Here is a 15,486-nt window from a genome sequence, read left to right as displayed (position 1 = left end):
AAGCGCAGGAACCATCTTCTCTTCGTCCTGAAACATGGAAGCCATTACCCAAGAATGGTGGAGCCTGTCGGGATCGAACCGACGACCTCAAGCTTGCAAAGCTAGCGCTCTCCCAACTGAGCTAAGGCCCCTTTTTCCAGAGGATGACCTCCTAGGGGTTTAGCAACCCAGAGGTATGGTGGGCCAGGGAGGACTCGAACCTCCGACCCCACGCTTATCAAGCGTGTGCTCTAACCAACTGAGCTACTAGCCCAAGCCTCTTGCAACTGATCACGACCATCTTGCGATGATCCAGCGATCAATGCGTGTTTCAGGATGAAGGGACATGAGGACGGCGGCATATTCTTCGGAAATGTGGAAACCATATGAATGCCAGGCATTCGGTTGATCCACACGATCCTTAGAAAGGAGGTGATCCAGCCGCAGGTTCCCCTACGGCTACCTTGTTACGACTTCACCCCAGTCGCTGAACCGACCGTGGTCAGCTGCCTCCCTTGCGGGTTAGCCCACTGCCTTCGGGTCAATCCAACTCCCATGGTGTGACGGGCGGTGTGTACAAGGCCTGGGAACGTATTCACCGCGGCATGCTGATCCGCGATTACTAGCGATTCCGCCTTCATGCACTCGAGTTGCAGAGTGCAATCCGAACTGAGACGGCTTTTTGGGATTAGCGCCCTCTCGCGAGGTGGCAACCCACTGTCACCGCCATTGTAGCACGTGTGTAGCCCAGCGCGTAAGGGCCATGAGGACTTGACGTCATCCCCACCTTCCTCCGGCTTATCACCGGCAGTTTCCTTAGAGTGCACAACTGAATGGTTGCAACTAAGGACGAGGGTTGCGCTCGTTGCGGGACTTAACCCAACATCTCACGACACGAGCTGACGACAGCCATGCAGCACCTGTGTGTAGGCCCCGAAGGGAGAAATCCATCTCTGGAAGTCGTCCTACCATGTCAAACGCTGGTAAGGTTCTGCGCGTTGCTTCGAATTAAACCACATGCTCCACCGCTTGTGCAGGCCCCCGTCAATTCCTTTGAGTTTTAACCTTGCGGCCGTACTCCCCAGGCGGAAGACTTAATGCGTTAGCTGCGCCACCGAAGCACCAAGTGCCCCGACAGCTAGTCTTCATCGTTTACGGCGTGGACTACCAGGGTATCTAATCCTGTTTGCTCCCCACGCTTTCGCACCTCAGCGTCAACAACGGTCCAGTGAGCCGCCTTCGCCACTGGTGTTCCTCCGAATATCTACGAATTTCACCTCTACACTCGGAATTCCACTCACCTCTCCCGTGTTCAAGTTTCCCAGTTTCAAAGGCAATTCCGGAGTTGAGCCCCGGGCTTTCACCTCTGACTTAAGAAACCGCCTACGTGCGCTTTACGCCCAGTAATTCCGAACAACGCTAGCCCCCTCCGTATTACCGCGGCTGCTGGCACGGAGTTAGCCGGGGCTTATTCTCCCGGTACAGTCATTATCTTCCCGGGTAAAAGAGCTTTACAACCCGAAGGCCTTCTTCACTCACGCGGCATTGCTGGATCAGGCTTTCGCCCATTGTCCAATATTCCCCACTGCTGCCTCCCGTAGGAGTCTGGGCCGTGTCTCAGTCCCAGTGTGGCTGATCATCCTCTCAGACCAGCTAAGGATCGTCGGCTTGGTGAGCCTTTACCCCACCAACTACCTAATCCTACGCGGGCTCCTCCAAAGGCGATAAATCTTTGGTCTTGCGACATCATCCGGTATTAGCACAAATTTCTCTGTGTTATTCCGAACCTCAGGGCAGATTCCCACGTGTTACGCACCCGTGCGCCACTAGACCCGAAGGTCTCGTTCGACTTGCATGTGTTAGGCATGCCGCCAGCGTTCGTTCTGAGCCAGGATCAAACTCTCAAGTTCATTTCCGAACAATCACCCGGATGGAATTTCCGAATGAAAGCCCGTTTCAAGGAGCTCATCTTCTGCACAACGTCTACTAACTTTGTATTGAAGCCAATTTCTCAATCGGCCTCCACAAGCGTATGCGTTGAGACATATAGACGAACTTAGTACCACGACACCGAGCCTTGAAGCCTCGGACGTGGGACCGCCGTCCACATGTCCCTTCATCTAAACCAACAATGAGAAAGAGCGACAGATACCCTCACCGGTCTGTTAGACTTACCGGCCAAACCTCTCGGCTTGTTGAGAGCTCAACAGCAACACGGTCCCTCTTCCGAGGAAGTTTTCCGACCGAGGCAGAACCCCGAGACTGGAAAACCCGGCGAGGCACCGTAGCGCCTGCCGTCGTTGTCGCCGTCGACTGTGAGGCGGCTTATGGCGATGGCCGCCGCCCCGGTCAACAAGTTTTTTCCAACACCTTCGCCAAACCGTCACTTTTTTCGCGACGAGCTCGGAAACCGGGCCAGACGCCCAGATTTACGCAATTTTCGATCAGTTTCAAGCCGTCGTAATATAATCCTTCAAAGCAGAGGCTTCCTGCTCCGCCTCCTCGATCCGGCGCTTCACTAGGTCTCCGATCGAAACAAGGCCCACCAAACGCCCCGAATCGAGCACGGGAAGGTGCCGAATCCGCCGATCCGTCATCAATTCCATCGCATCGGGGATCGAATCGTCCGGCGAAATCGTGATCAACGGCGCGGTCATCACGTCGCGCGCGCGCATGTGAAGCGCCTCCGCCCCATGCAAACCCAGACAACGCACCACATCCCGCTCCGACACGATTCCCACCGGTTCCCCCAGCTCGATCACCAGCAAAGCGCCGATTCGCCGCTGAACCAGCCGCTCCACCACCTCGGAAATCGTCGAATCAGGCTCAACCGCCGCAACATCGGAGCCCTTGCCCCGCAAAATGGACGCAATCGCCATCACCGGCACCCTCCTTTCCCTCTTCTCCCGCCTTGAATGTCGCTCAAAAGGGGAGAATTGAAAAGGCATGAACCCCGGCCCCCAAATCCCCCGCAATCGCGAACAGCGACTCGCGCAAGCCCGCATCCGATTCGCGCGCCTCATGAAAGCCGCCGCCGCCGCCAGCCTGCTGGTCACCGCGCTCGCCTTCATCGTCTTCCGACTCACCGGAACCCCAACCCCGCTCCCCTTCATCGGGGCCGTCATCTTCGCCATCATCGGCTCGCTGATGCTCACAGCCGCCCTCATGGGCCTCGCCTTCTTCTCCTCCGCCAGCGGCGCAGACGAAGACGCCAACAATTCCGACACCTGATCGCGAATCGACCGTAGCGGCTTTGCGCGTCGGCCGCCGAATGGCGACAAACACAGACTCGAAGGGGCTCTGCCCCTTCACCCCGGCAGGGAGCCGTGCTCCCTGCACCCACATTATCAGGTCCATCGGCGAGGTTGGGCTGGCGGATGTTTGATAGCCTGCGGCGCTTTGGGGCGTGCTCCACCCGTCACCCCGGATCAAGTCCGGTGTGACGGGCGGAGAGGTGGGTGGAGAGGTTGGTGGGCTTCTCTGGGGCCTTCGACAAGCTCAGGCTGAGCGGGTGGGGTGGGGAAGCTGGTGGATCAGGCCCAACGTTGCCCCCCTCTCTCCACCTCTCTCCCCAACGGGGAGAGAAAGCCACGTAGCGCCGCAGGCAATCGAATCTGATCACTTGCACGGCGCTGGAGTGGAGCGCGACGCAAAGTCAGAGGGTGCAGGGAAATCATTTCCCTGCCCGCCGGAGGCAAAAAACGCCCCGAGCGCCGCCCCCCAACCCTACACCCCAGCCCACCACCGCAACGACATACACGTCAGCCCGGCGTCGATTCGGCTGATCTGTTCCACCTCCAGCGGGATCAGCTTCGCGCCGAATCGGTCCAGCATCTCCAGTGTCCGGGGATAGCGGTTGCCGGTCAGCAAGTGGGCGTTGGCGCGCAGCACATTGGCACCACCTTCTTCGCCCGCTGGCACGGTCAGCACGCGGAAGCCGTTGAACACCCCGCTGGCGGCCAGTGCCTCGGTCGCGAGAATCGTCTCCTCGTCGATCAGCGACGAGGCGGTTTTCAGGTGCAGCGTGCCGGGCGGGGTGTGGGCGATCTCGCCCTTGTAGCCCAGCCGATCCAGTTGTCGGATCAACGCTGCCGCGCCGGCGGCATCCGTGCGCGCGGACAGGCCGATGAACACGCGGCCGCCCGGGGTCAGCAGCACGTCGCCGCCGTCGGCATGGCCTTCGGGCAGGTCCAGCACCTCAGCGAAATGGCTGTTCAGTTCGGGCGCAAGATGGGCCGCTTCATGTTCACGGCTGGGCGCACCCGGCCGCAACAGGATCGCGCCTTCGGGAAAGACGAGCGCCGGATCCTCCACGAACATCGAATCGGGAAACTCCGGCAGCGCAGGCAATAACGTCACTTCAACCCCCGCCGAACGCAGTGCGGCGAGGTAAGCCGCATGTTCGCGCAACACGCCTTCGAAGCTCGGGTCTGGCTGATCCCCCGCACGCAGGCCGTGGATCACCGTTTCGCCGGGGGTGCGCGCGATGGCGCGGTTGAAATCGAACACTCGCATGGCCGCGCGCATCCTCAGCGCGCCGCCTGCTTCGCCAGTTCCGCCCGCGCCAGCTCTCGCTGCGCCTGAAACACCGGGTCCGCCTGCAGCCGCGCGAAGGTGGCAGAGGCCATCACACGCCCGGCGACCGTGTCGCTTTTCCAGTGCACGCGGCAGACGATCCGGCTGTCGCCAAACTCATAGCCGCGCTTCAGCAACGCGTCCGTTTTCGCGGGCACAAGGTCCGTCAGCACCAGCGCCAGCATCCAGCCGATGGCGGTATGGCCAGACGGGTAGGAGCCGTCCTTGCTGAGCGAGGCTTCGTCGGCCGGGGTGCAGCTTTGCACCTTGTTCAGCACGAAGGGGCGCACGCGCTGATAATTGGCCTTGGCCTTGCTGGTGGACATCGCAGCATCCGTCAGCGCGCGGCGCAGCAACATTTCGGTGTGCGGCTTCGTCCCGTCAGACAGGGAGAAGCCCACCACCTGCTCATAGCTTTGCACCGCATGCGGCCAGTGCAGGTCGGCGTCGGACGTGGCGAGCGCGAATCGCTCGGGCGAGGCCGCGACTCCTTCACGGAAAGCCTCCTGATCGGCCTCCATGGCCACACTTCCCGGCGCGGGCGGCGGCGGCAGCAGCGCCAGACTGTCCGGCAAAGCGGACGGTGCCAGATAGCCCTTCGGATAAGGCAGCGCTGGGCTGATCTGCCCCACCGCCGCCACCGTCACAGGTGGCACCAGCGGCGCGGGCGCGGTCGTGGCGCACGCCCCCAGCAACGCCAGCATCGCGATCGCGCCGAATTTCCTGTGCCGGATCATCCTATTTTCCCCCTTCAAACCCATTGTCCGCCCTGAACCGGGCAGCCCATGCCTCGACATCCCTGCCCGGATTGCGCGCTTTCATGCAATCGGCAATTCCGCCTCCGTCCGGAACGGCAGCCCTTCCGCCAACGCCAGCGCTTCCGCCGCCAGCGCCGGGCGTTCGCGGGCCAGAAAATCCGCCACCGCCTCGCGGAACCGCGCATCGCGGATGAAATGCATGGAGCGGGTGAGCACCGGCCGATAACCGCGCGCGATCTTGTGCTGCCCCTGCGCCCCCGCCTCCACGCGCGACAACCCATGCTGGCAGGCAAAGTCGATCGCCTGATGGTAGCACAGCTCGAAATGCAGGAAGGGCACCTCCTCCGTGCAGCCCCATTGGCGGCCGAAGATCGTGTCATGCCCCAGAAAGTTCAACGCGCCGGCAATGGCGCGGCCGCCGCGCATCGCCAGTATCAGCAGGATGCGATCCGCCATTCGCTCGCCGATCAGGCTGAAGAAGTCGCGCGTCAGATAGGGACGGCCCCATTTGCGGCTGCCGGTGTCCTGATAGAAATCCCAAAAGCTGTCCCATGCCGATTCCGTCAGGTCGCTGCCCGTCAGCCAGACGATTTCGTCGACGGCAGACAGCGCCGCCTCCCGCTCCTTGCGCAAGACCTTGCGCTTTTTAGACGCCAGCGCCCCCAGATAATCGTCGAACCCCGCATAGCCCGCATTCAGCCAATGATATTGGATGTCATTGCGCTCCATCCAGCCTACGGCCTCGAAACTGTCGGCGTCTGCATCCGTCAGGAAGGTGGCGTGTGCGCCGGACAATTCATGATTGCCCACCAGAGTTTCGCTCGCGGCGATCAGCAGCGCTCGCGCCTGCGGGTCCCGCGCCAGCAGCTTCGGGGCCGAACAGGGGGTGAAGGGCGTCGCATGCTGCAATTTCGGGTAATAATTCAGCCCGGACCGGTGCCAGGCGTCCGCCCAGCCATGATCGAACACATATTCGCCCTGGCTGTGGCTTTTCAGATAGCCGGGCAAAATCCCCGCCGGGCGGCCATCCGGCCCATCCACCACGATATGCAAAGGCTGCCACCCGGCGCGGGTGGAGGCGCTGCCCGACTCCTCCAGCGCGGTTGCAAAGGCGTGGCAGGCAAAGGGATTGTCCCGGCCCGCCAGCCCGTCCCAGTCGGCCGCCGCGATATCCGTCGCGGCCCCCACGAGACGGGCGACGGCCTCCGTCATCTCAGCGCAGCTGGATGACGGCATCCACTTCCACCGCCACCCCGCGCGGCAAAGCGGGCACACCCACGGCCGCGCGCGCATGTTTCCCGGCCTCGCCGAAAACCGTCACGAACAGGTCAGACGCGCCGTTCGCCACTTCCGGCTGCTGCGTGAAATCCGGCGTGCACTGCACGAACACGCCCAGCTTCACGATCCGCTCCACCCGGCCAAGGCTGCCGCCCAGCGCCTGCTTCACCTGCGCGATGATCATCAGCGCGCAGCGTTCGGCCGCCGCCTGCCCGGCCGCCACATCCATATCCTCGCCCAGACGACCCTTGATCAGGCTGCCGTCCGCCGCAAAGCTGATCTGGCCAGACACATAGAGCATATTGTCCGCCTCAACCGCGGGCACATAAGAGGCGACCGGGGCGGCTGCGGCGGGCAGTTCGAGGCCCAGTTCCTTCAGCCGGTCTTCAATGCTCATGCGTTACGTCCTTCCATCCAGTCGCTGATCCAGTGCCGGGCATCGGCCCAGCGGTCCATTCGCACATGCGCATGCGGCGCAGCCGGGATCAGCCCGCGCAGCTGCTCGTCGGCCACCATGTGCAGGCGGCCCACATGCGGCGCATGTTTGGCCGCGCTTTCATGATGCGGCGGCAGATCATCCACGAACACGGCACGGCGGTCGCCCGCCAGTTCCTTGATCATCCGGCCCTTTGGGCCATCATTGGCATGCACCGGCACATCCAGCCCCAGCCCGTGCAGCATCTCAGTGCGGATGTCGCGATAGGCGGCCGGAATGTTCGTCAGCACCACGATATCCATGTCGCGCCGCAGTTCAGTCAGCGATTCCAGCGCCTGTTCGGCGGGCAGCTGCAAATGCTGTCCTTCGGCGAAAAACCCATCCAGCAGCGGGGGGAAATCCGCCATCTCCACCAGCCGCCCGTCAGACAGGTGGCGCATATTGCCCGCCAGCGCGAAACTGTCGAAGCGCAGTTCGATGTCATGCGCGTCGCGCAGCCAGCGCTGGAACGGCCCGGCAAACTCCAGAATCACCTCGTCGCAGTCGAGGATCAGGATCGGCTTCATGCTGTCAGCGCCTCCGGCTTCACGCCCAGCGTCCCGGCAATCCGCAACAGGTCCGGCTCATGGCCAGAAAGGAACTCCGAAACCGCCTGCGCCATATCCGCCGAACCGGCGCGGGCACGGATGGTGTCGCCGTCATAGCCGGTCAGCGCCAGAAATCGCTCGCGCAAAGGCTCGTCGGCAATGATCGCGGCGAGGGCCTGCAAGGCGAGCGTGGCATCCATGGAGTTGGGCTGTAGCGGGCCTGAGGGCAGGGGCCAAGCGGCGGGATGCACGGGCAGAGAACGAAAGGAAAAAGAAAAGGCGCGGCAAAGCCGCGCCGTGACGTCGGACCGGTTCGATGGCCTGAGGGCCATCGCCCGGCCGGCCGATCGTTTCGTCGAGTCTGCGAGTCAGCGCTGCGCGCTGATCGCAGCCGACTTCACTTGATCTTCGCTTCCTTGAACTCGACATGCTTGCGCACGACGGGGTCATATTTGCGGAAAGACAGCTTCTCGGTCTGCGTGCGCGGGTTCTTCTTGGTCACATAATAGTAACCCGATTCTTCCGCCGTGCTCACCAGCTTGATCTTGACCGTCGTCGGCTTCGCCATGATGTCCTCGAACCAAAAAATAAGGCCCGGCAGGCACAGCCTTCCGGGAAAGGGCGCGGCCTTAAGGCAGAATCACCCGCAAGGTCAAGCCCGGTGGGCGGTGTGGGGGCGGTGAGGTTGCTGTTGGGGGAGCTCTGCTCCCTCAAACTCCCTCGGCAGGGGAATGATTCCCCTGCACCCCCAACGTTTTTTTTAGCCCCTCCTCCTTTAGGGGAGGGGTTGGGGTGGGGGCCATCCGCTTGGCGCGAGGTTAGGGTTGTTGCCTGCGGCGCTTTGAGGGCTGCCCGCCACTTTTCCACTCGTCGCCCCGGACTTGATCCGGGGCCCCGCTTTTCTGTTCTGACGTTGCCGAAGACCAGCTGGACCCCGGATCAAGTCCGGGGTGACGGTTGTATTTGTCGGAATGTCAGCGGATCAGGCCCGGCGTTGACACCCCCTCTCCATCTCTCCCCCTTGCAGGGGGAGAGAGCGGCGTAGCGCCGCAGGCAATCGAATCTGATCACACACACGGCGCGACGGGTAGGCCGCAACGCAAAGTTAGAGGGTGCAGGGAAATCATTTCCCTGCCCGCCGGAGGCAAAAAACCGAAGGTCCAAGTTCCACGCGCAGCGCGCAAAAGCCCCCATCCCCGCTCAGCGCGCCAAGCTACCGCTTCCGCCCGCGCCGCACCCCCGGCGGCGGCCCGCCACGTTTCGCACCGCCCCCGCGCCCATCGCGGCGGATGCGGGATACATGCCGTTCAGAGGGCTCCACACCCGGGATGGAGAAGCGCAAGCTGCCCGTCACCGGGTCGGCTTCTTCCAGCCGCAGCTCCAGCCGCTGACCTTGGGCGTAGCGGGTGGCGGATTCCGCCCCTTCCAGATAACGCCCGGCTTCGTCGAATCGGAAGCGTTCCTCGCCCAGCGCACTCACGGGCACGAGGCCGTCGCCGCCGATTCCGTCCACGGTGGCGAAAAAGCCGAAGGCCTGCACGCCGGAGATTCGGGCGCGCACCACCTGCCCCACATGATTGCCGAGGTGGCGGGCGATATAGCGGTCCAGCGTTTCGCGCTCGGCCTCCATGGCGCGGCGTTCGGTGAAGCTGATATGCTCGCCGATGGCGGCGAAGCGCTTGTCCGATCCGTCCGGCAGGCCGCCCGGCCCCAGCTTGTAGGCGCTGACGAGGGCGCGGTGCACCAGCACGTCGGAATAGCGGCGGATGGGCGAGGTGAAATGCGCGTAACTGCCCAGCGCGAGGCCGAAATGCCCTTCGTTGCGCGGGGAATAATAGGCCTGCGTCTGGCTGCGCAGCACCGCTTCGGAGATTTCGGTGGCGTCCGGCCGACCTTCGGCCTTTTTGGTGATCTGGTTGAAGGTGGCGGGCCTGATCACCTGCCCAAGCGCGAAGCTGATGCGCAGGGTGGCCAGATATTCCTTCAGGCTGTTCAGCTTCTCACGCGACGGCACTTCATGGTCGCGATACATCACCGGGGCCTTCTTCGCTTCCAGCGCTTTCGCGGCGGCGACATTGGCGGCGATCATCATATCCTCGATCACCCGGTGCGCGTCGAAGCGCTCGCGCACCGCGATACCCTTCACCCGGCCTTCACCGTCCAGAATCACACGCTTTTCCGGCAGGTCCAGCTCCAGCGGCTCCCGCTTGGCGCGCGCCTTGGCCAGCGCATGCCAGCAGGCCCACAGCGGCTCCAGCACCGGCTCTTTCAACGCATTGTCGGCGCGGCCGTCCATCACCGCCTGCGCTTCCTCATAGGCAAGATTGGCGGCGATCCGCACCCGCGCGCGGTGGAACGACGCGCCGATGATCTCGCCGTCCTTGCCCACCTCCATGCGCGCCGCCAGCACGGCCTTGTCGGTTCCGGCCTTCAGGCTGCAGGCGTCTGCCGACAGCGCTTCGGGCAGCATCGGCACCACCTGATCGGGAAAATAGACGCTGTTGCCGCGATCAAACGCCTGCCGGTCCAGCGGGCTGCCGGGCAATACGAACCAGCTGACGTCAGCGATGGCCACCAGCAGCGTCCAGCCGCCGTCATGCGGCTCGGCCCAGACGGCGTCGTCATGGTCGCGCGCGTCTGTCGGATCGATGGTGATGAGGGGGATGTCGCGCCAGTCCTCGCGCTTATGATCCTCGCCCTGCTCCACCCCGGCCCACAGCCGGGAGGCGCGCTCGGCTTCGCGCAACACATCATCAGGGAATTCGGAAGGGATGCCTTTTTCCGCAATCGCAATGTCCGACAAAGAGGCGTCAGCGGCAAACGGGTCGCCCAACCGGGCGGTGACATGCGCCGCCGTGCGCGTGCCGGAGCCTTTCAGTTCCGCCCGCACCATTTCGCCGGGCAGCACGTCCACGCTGTGATGAATCGGCCAGCTGCGCCGCTCGCGCTTATCCAGCGGGCGCAGCATCAGCCCGCCGCGCTCATCCTTGCGGACGATGCCCATGATCGTGGTTTGCCCGCGCGCGATCTTCTTGATGACGGTGCCCAGATATTTCGGCGGCTCGCCCTCGATCCGCGTCAGCAGCCGGTCGCCCGCTTCAAACCGTTCGCGCCGGGTCGCGCCCGGGCGGCCACTGCCCGCGCCGATCAGCACGCGCGGCGGCGGGCCTTCGCCCTCCCACTTCTCCGGCGAGGCGATCACCCGGCCCGCGTCAGCCGACTGCACGACCAGCACCGTCACGCGCGGCAGATGCCCCGCGCGGTGCAGCGAACGGCCGGGCCCGCTGTCCAGCAGCCCATCCTCCTGCATCTCCGCCAGCAACTGCTTCAGCGCGTCGCGCTGTTCGCCGTGCAGGCCGAAGGCGCGGGCGATTTCGCGCTTGCCGACAGCGCCCGGCGTCTGCCGGATGAAGGCGAGGATCGCCTCCCGGTCGGGCAGGCTCAAGCGGAGGCCTTCTTTTTCGGAGCAGCTTTCTTCGCCGCAGGCTTCTTCGCCGGGGCTTTCTTGGCAGGCGCCTTCTTCTTGCCCTTGGCAGGCGCACGCGCCGCCCGCTCGGCCAGCAATTCCACCGCCTGCTCCAGCGTCACCGCCTTCGGGTCCGTGGCCTTGGGCACGTTCGCATTCACGCTGCCATCGGTGATGTAGGGGCCGAACCGCCCGTTCAGCACCTTCACTTCAACCCCGGTTTCCGGGTGCGCGCCCAGCACCGCCAGCGGCTCGGCAGGCGTGCGCTGCCCACGCCCGCCCTTCGGTTCCGCCAGCTTCACCACGGCTGCGTTCATGCCGATCTCGAACAGGTCGGCCGTGTCCTTCAGATTCGCATATTTGCCGTCGTGCAGCAGATAGGGGCCGTAACGGCCAAGGTTCGCCACGATGGGCAGCCCCGTCTCCGGGTGCAGCCCCACCTCGCGCGGCAGGCTCAGCAGCTTCAGCGCGCCGGGCAGATCCAGGTCGCCCATGTCCTTTGGGATGGAGCTGCGCTTCTCGCCCGATTGCACATAGCGGCCGAAGCGGCCCGATTTCACCTCCACCGGCAGGCCCGTCGCCGGATCATCGCCCAGTGTCGAAGGCCCGGCATCGTCGCCGTTGGCGCTCGCAAACTGCCGGGTGAATTTGCACTCGGGATAGTTGGAGCAGGAGATGAACGGCCCGAACTTGCCCACTTTCAGCGCCAGCCGCCCGTCGCCGCAGCTGGGGCAGGCGCGCGGATCGCCGCCATCGGCGCGCGGCGGGAACAGGTGCGGGGCCAGATACTCATCGAGCGCCTTTTCCACGTCCCACGGCTTCTGCGCCTTCACATCCTCCGCGCGCGGCTGGAAATCCGCCCAGAAGTCACGAAGCACCTGCAGGTAACTCGCCTTGTCCGCCGAAATATCGTCGAGCTGGCCTTCAAGGCCCGCGGTGAAATCATAGCCGACATAGCGCTCAAAGAAACGCTCAAGGAAGGCTGTCACCAGCCGTCCCTTCTCCTGCGGGCGGAAGCGCTTCTGTTCCAGCACCACATAGTCGCGATCCTTCAGCACCTGAATGATCGAGGCATAGGTGGACGGCCGGCCGATCCCCAGCTCCTCCATCCGCTTCACCAGCGACGCTTCGGAATAGCGCGGCGGCGGCTGGGTGAAATGCTGCGCCTTCGTCACCTCCTGCGTCTGCGGCCGCTCCCCGGCGAGCAGCTTGGGCAGGCGGCTGCCATCCTCTTCATCCAGATCGTCCGTGCCTTCGGCATAGAGCGTGAGGAACCCCGGAAACACCACCACGGTTCCGGTCGCGCGCAGTTCGGCGCTGCCGTCATCCGCCAGCAGGTCCACCGTGGTGCGCTCCAGCTGGGCGGATGCCATCTGCGAGGCAACCGCCCGCTTCCAGATCAAATCATACAGCCGCGCTTCCATGTCAGACAGGTGCAGCCCGCCCGCCGTCTTGGTGAAGTTGGTCGGGCGGATCGCTTCATGCGCCTCCTGCGCATTCTTCGCCTTCACCGAGTAAGCGCGGGGGCGTTCCGGCACATAATCCCGGCCATAGCGCTCCATCACCATGTCGCGCGCGGCGTTGATGGCGCTGCCGTCCATCGCCACGCCGTCGGTCCGCATATAGGTGATGTGCCCGGCCTCATACAGCGTCTGCGCCGTGCGCATCGTCTGCTGCGCGCCCAGCCCCAGCTTGCGCGAGGCTTCCTGCTGCAAGGTCGATGTGGTGAAGGGCGGGGCAGGATTGCGCACCACCGTCTTCAGATCCACCGCCGAAACGGAGAAGCTCGCGGCCTCCACGATGGCGCGCGCCTCTTCCGCGTTCGCCTCGGTGGGCAGGCCGAACTTGTCCAGCTTTTTGCCTGCCAGCGCCGTCAGCCGCGCGGGGAACATATGGCCGGAGGCGGCCTTCATGCTGGCCTCCACCGTCCAATACTCCTGCGGGGTAAAGATTTCGATCTCGCGCTCGCGCTCCACGATCAGCCGCAGCGCCACCGATTGCACGCGCCCCGCACTCTTCGCGCCGGGCAGCTTGCGCCACAACACGGGGGAGAGGGTGAACCCAACCAGATAATCCAGCGCCCGGCGCGCCAGATAGGCATCCACCAGCGGCTGATCGATATCGCGCGGGGCGGCCATCGCCGCCTTCACGGCATCCTTGGTGATGGCGTTGAAGGTGATGCGCTGCATCCCCCCCTTGGGCACCGCCTTTTTCTGCCGCAGCACTTCGGCCAGATGCCAGCTGATCGCCTCCCCCTCGCGATCAGGGTCGGTCGCCAGCACCACACGGTCGGCAGCCTTGGCGGCATCGGTGATCGCCTTCAGCTGCTTCGAGCGATCGGCAGACACCTCCCACTGCATGGCAAAATCATGCGCGGGGTCCACGCTGCCATCCACGGCGGGCAGGTCGCGCACATGGCCGAAGCTCGCGAGAACCTTCGCGTTTCCGCCGAGATATCCTTCGATCGTCCGGGCCTTGGCCGGCGACTCGACGATGACCAGATCCATTACAATCCCTTCTTGGGGGGCGCGACATAGCGATGCCCCCGCCCCAAAACAACCTAGGCCAGCCGGGCGACCCTGCCGCCCGCCAGCCGGACCACCTGCCCCTCGATCTCCAGATCGGCGAGCGCCGCCTGCACGTCCGCCGCCGGAAGGCCGGATGCGCGCACCACCTCGTCCATCGCCACCCCGCTCACGGAAAGCAGTTCCAGCAGCCCGCCCTGTGGCGCATCCACGGGGCTTTCAGCCACCGCCGCCGCCCGAACCGCCGCCGCCCGGCGCGGCCGCACCGGCTCGCGCGCAGGCTGATCCATCAGCGCGAACGGGCTCAGCGCCGCCAGCACATCCGCCGCCGTCTCCACCAGAACCGCCCCCTGCCGGATTAGATTGTTCCCGCCGGCCGAGCGCGGATCCTTCGGATGCCCCGGCACCGCCATCACCTCGCGCCCCGCCTCCGCCGCCAGCCGCGCGGTGATCAGGCTGCCCGATCCCGCGGCCGCCTCGATCACGATCAGCCCGCGCGCCACGCCTGCAATCAGCCGGTTGCGGCGCGGGAAATGCCGCGCCTGCGGCTCCGTGCCGGGCGGCAGTTCCGAGATGATCAGCCCGCCCACCGCAATCCGTTCCTGCAACGGCGCATTCTCCGGCGGATAAGCAATATCCACCCCGCCCGCCACGCAGCCAATCGTCCCGGTCGTCAGCGCCCCGCGATGCGCCTCCGCATCAATCCCGCGCGCCAACCCGGAGGCCACCACCCAGCCCGCCTCGCCCAGCGCCAGCGCCAGTTCGAACGCCAGCGCCCGCCCCGCTGCACTGGCGTTGCGCGCGCCCACCATCGCCACCACGGGCCGCGCCGCCAACGCCGCATCGCCGGCCATCAGCAACAAGGGCGGCGGATCGGCCAGTTCAGCCAGCAACGGCGGATACTCCGCCTCGCCCAAAAACACATGCCGCGCGCCTACCGCCTCGGCCGCCGCCATCTCCGCCTCGGCCGCGCCAGTCTCCGCCCAATCCCGACGCTCCGCCGACAGCACCGCCGCCGCGCTGCCATGCCGCGCCATCAGCTGGCGAAACGCCACCGGCCCCACGCCATCCGTCCGCGCCAGCCGCAACCGGGCCTGCCGCTCTGCCGACGGCAGCAGATTCAAGATTTCGCGCCGATCCGCGGCTCAGTCCCGGCCTTCAGCCGCGCGATATTCTCCCGATGCGTCCACAACACCCACAAGGACAAAAGCGCCACAACTGCCCCGGCATAAGGCAGCCCCACAATCCCCAACACCACCGCCGCCGCGAACCCGGCAGACATACCGCCCACCGAAGAAATCCGCGTCAGCGCCGCCACCCCCAGCCAGGCCGCCGCAAACCCCAGCGCCGCCCAGAAGCTGAAGCCCAGGCAAATCCCCAGCAAGGTCGCCACGCCCTTGCCGCCTTTGAACTTCAGCCACACCGGATGCACATGCCCGGCAAAGGCCCCCACCGCCGCAACCAGCGGCGCAAACTCCGGCCCGTAACGCCCCGCCAGCCACACCGCGACGGCCCCCTTCGCGGCATCCAGCGCCAAAGTCGCCGCCGCAATATCCTTCCGGCCCGTGCGCAACACGTTGGTCGCGCCGATATTGCCAGAACCGATATCGCGAATATCCCCCCCGCCAGACAAGCGCGTCAGGATCAGCCCGAACGGAATGGAGCCCAGAAGATAGCCGATCACGGCCCAAAGAAGCAGGTTCATCACGCCCGCGAGCGTAGCCCCGCCGCCGGGGGGGCCGCAAGCGGGGTGTTTGGGGGTGGAGATTTTGCGCGCCGCGCGGGCAGCTTTTTGCCTCCGGCGGGCAGGGCTCTGCCCTGCACCCGGCAGGGAAATGATTTCCCTGCACCCTCTAACTTTGCGTTGCGCCTGAACTCCAGC

The 15,486-nt window shown here is 64.8% G+C and carries 13 protein-coding genes, 2 tRNA genes and 1 rRNA gene; 1 reads left to right on the top strand and 15 read right to left on the bottom strand.

What is annotated here, in order from left to right; genetic code table 11:
* Positions 1–55: 55 nt before the first annotated feature.
* The 4 genes from FJQ54_RS10585 to FJQ54_RS10570 all read right to left on the bottom strand — a co-directional run bounded on the left by FJQ54_RS10585 (position 56) and on the right by FJQ54_RS10570 (position 2,858).
* Positions 56–131 (bottom strand) — tRNA-Ala (locus FJQ54_RS10585).
* Positions 132–176: 45 nt separating this feature from the next.
* Positions 177–253 (bottom strand) — tRNA-Ile (locus FJQ54_RS10580).
* 151 nt (positions 254–404) lie between these two features.
* Positions 405–1,889 (bottom strand): 16S ribosomal RNA (locus FJQ54_RS10575).
* Positions 1,890–2,429: 540 nt separating this feature from the next.
* Positions 2,430–2,858 (bottom strand): CBS domain-containing protein, encoded by a 429-nt coding sequence (locus tag FJQ54_RS10570; protein WP_140928549.1) that lies wholly within the window; start codon positions 2,856–2,858, stop codon positions 2,430–2,432.
* 67 nt (positions 2,859–2,925) lie between these two features.
* Here FJQ54_RS10570 and FJQ54_RS10565 point away from each other — a divergent pair, with 67 nt between their 5' ends.
* On the top strand, positions 2,926–3,210 hold the full coding sequence (locus tag FJQ54_RS10565) for a hypothetical protein (RefSeq protein ID WP_140928387.1): 285 nt from the start codon (positions 2,926–2,928) through the stop codon (positions 3,208–3,210).
* 495 nt (positions 3,211–3,705) lie between these two features.
* Here the strand turns inward: FJQ54_RS10565 and FJQ54_RS10560 are convergent, their stop codons facing one another.
* The 11 genes from FJQ54_RS10560 to plsY form a co-directional block, all read right to left on the bottom strand.
* Positions 3,706–4,494, bottom strand: coding sequence for an arginine deiminase family protein (locus FJQ54_RS10560; protein WP_207790407.1), 789 nt, complete (start codon positions 4,492–4,494; stop codon positions 3,706–3,708).
* Between the two features lie 14 nt (positions 4,495–4,508).
* Positions 4,509–5,291 carry an acid phosphatase gene (locus FJQ54_RS10555; protein ID WP_235890404.1) on the bottom strand — a complete coding sequence of 261 codons (783 nt, stop codon included), beginning with the start codon at positions 5,289–5,291 and terminating at the stop codon, positions 4,509–4,511.
* Positions 5,292–5,372: 81 nt separating this feature from the next.
* A complete protein-coding gene (locus FJQ54_RS10550; protein WP_140928384.1) occupies positions 5,373–6,524 on the bottom strand; it encodes a GNAT family N-acetyltransferase in 1,152 nt (383 codons plus the stop codon).
* A gap of 1 nt (position 6,525) precedes the next feature.
* Positions 6,526–6,987, bottom strand: coding sequence for a RidA family protein (locus FJQ54_RS10545; protein ID WP_140928383.1), 462 nt, complete (start codon positions 6,985–6,987; stop codon positions 6,526–6,528).
* Positions 6,984–7,592, bottom strand: coding sequence for an HAD family hydrolase (locus tag FJQ54_RS10540; RefSeq protein WP_140928382.1), 609 nt, complete (start codon positions 7,590–7,592; stop codon positions 6,984–6,986). The genes FJQ54_RS10545 and FJQ54_RS10540 overlap by 4 nt, the downstream gene beginning before the upstream one ends.
* Positions 7,589–7,813, bottom strand: coding sequence for a DUF3572 family protein (locus tag FJQ54_RS17500; protein WP_181160099.1), 225 nt, complete (start codon positions 7,811–7,813; stop codon positions 7,589–7,591). Before FJQ54_RS17500 ends, FJQ54_RS10540 begins: the two co-directional genes overlap by 4 nt.
* Before the next feature lie 197 nt (positions 7,814–8,010).
* Positions 8,011–8,181: a 50S ribosomal protein L33 gene (gene rpmG, locus FJQ54_RS10530; protein ID WP_140928380.1), complete on the bottom strand. Its 171-nt coding sequence runs from the start codon at positions 8,179–8,181 to the stop codon at positions 8,011–8,013.
* A 645-nt stretch (positions 8,182–8,826) separates the two neighbouring features.
* Complete coding sequence (locus tag FJQ54_RS10525; RefSeq protein ID WP_140928379.1) at positions 8,827–11,058, bottom strand: ribonuclease R family protein; 2,232 nt, start codon at positions 11,056–11,058, stop codon at positions 8,827–8,829.
* The gene (gene topA / locus FJQ54_RS10520; RefSeq protein ID WP_140928378.1) at positions 11,055–13,586 is read right to left on the bottom strand and encodes a type I DNA topoisomerase; all 2,532 of its coding nucleotides are present in this window, start codon (positions 13,584–13,586) and stop codon (positions 11,055–11,057) included. Before topA ends, FJQ54_RS10525 begins: the two co-directional genes overlap by 4 nt.
* Before the next feature lie 53 nt (positions 13,587–13,639).
* Positions 13,640–14,728, bottom strand: coding sequence for a DNA-processing protein DprA (gene dprA / locus FJQ54_RS10515; protein WP_328592173.1), 1,089 nt, complete (start codon positions 14,726–14,728; stop codon positions 13,640–13,642).
* Positions 14,725–15,309, bottom strand: a complete 585-nt coding sequence (gene plsY / locus FJQ54_RS10510) for a glycerol-3-phosphate 1-O-acyltransferase PlsY (RefSeq protein WP_140928547.1) — start codon at positions 15,307–15,309, stop codon at positions 14,725–14,727. Before plsY ends, dprA begins: the two co-directional genes overlap by 4 nt.
* Positions 15,310–15,486 lie beyond the last annotated feature (177 nt).

Source organism: Sandaracinobacter neustonicus, from assembly GCF_006385875.1.
GTDB classification, from domain to species: domain Bacteria; phylum Pseudomonadota; class Alphaproteobacteria; order Sphingomonadales; family Sphingomonadaceae; genus Sandaracinobacteroides; species Sandaracinobacteroides neustonicus.
This window is presented reverse-complemented; position numbering and strand designations above follow the sequence as displayed.

What these genes read in the sequence shown, in the direction of transcription:
- FJQ54_RS10570 (WP_140928549.1), bottom strand. Translation starts at nt 2,858, where the DNA reads ATGGCGATTGCGTCCATTTTGCGGGGCAAGGGCTCCGATGTTGCGGCG.
- FJQ54_RS10565 (WP_140928387.1), top strand. Translation starts at nt 2,926, where the DNA reads ATGAACCCCGGCCCCCAAATCCCCCGCAATCGCGAACAGCGACTCGCG.
- FJQ54_RS10560 (WP_207790407.1), bottom strand. Translation starts at nt 4,494, where the DNA reads ATGCGAGTGTTCGATTTCAACCGCGCCATCGCGCGCACCCCCGGCGAA.
- FJQ54_RS10555 (WP_235890404.1), bottom strand. Translation starts at nt 5,291, where the DNA reads ATGATCCGGCACAGGAAATTCGGCGCGATCGCGATGCTGGCGTTGCTG.
- FJQ54_RS10550 (WP_140928384.1), bottom strand. Translation starts at nt 6,524, where the DNA reads ATGACGGAGGCCGTCGCCCGTCTCGTGGGGGCCGCGACGGATATCGCG.
- FJQ54_RS10545 (WP_140928383.1), bottom strand. Translation starts at nt 6,987, where the DNA reads ATGAGCATTGAAGACCGGCTGAAGGAACTGGGCCTCGAACTGCCCGCC.
- FJQ54_RS10540 (WP_140928382.1), bottom strand. Translation starts at nt 7,592, where the DNA reads ATGAAGCCGATCCTGATCCTCGACTGCGACGAGGTGATTCTGGAGTTT.
- FJQ54_RS17500 (WP_181160099.1), bottom strand. Translation starts at nt 7,813, where the DNA reads ATGGATGCCACGCTCGCCTTGCAGGCCCTCGCCGCGATCATTGCCGAC.
- rpmG (WP_140928380.1), bottom strand. Translation starts at nt 8,181, where the DNA reads ATGGCGAAGCCGACGACGGTCAAGATCAAGCTGGTGAGCACGGCGGAA.
- topA (WP_140928378.1), bottom strand. Translation starts at nt 13,586, where the DNA reads ATGGATCTGGTCATCGTCGAGTCGCCGGCCAAGGCCCGGACGATCGAA.
- plsY (WP_140928547.1), bottom strand. Translation starts at nt 15,309, where the DNA reads ATGAACCTGCTTCTTTGGGCCGTGATCGGCTATCTTCTGGGCTCCATT.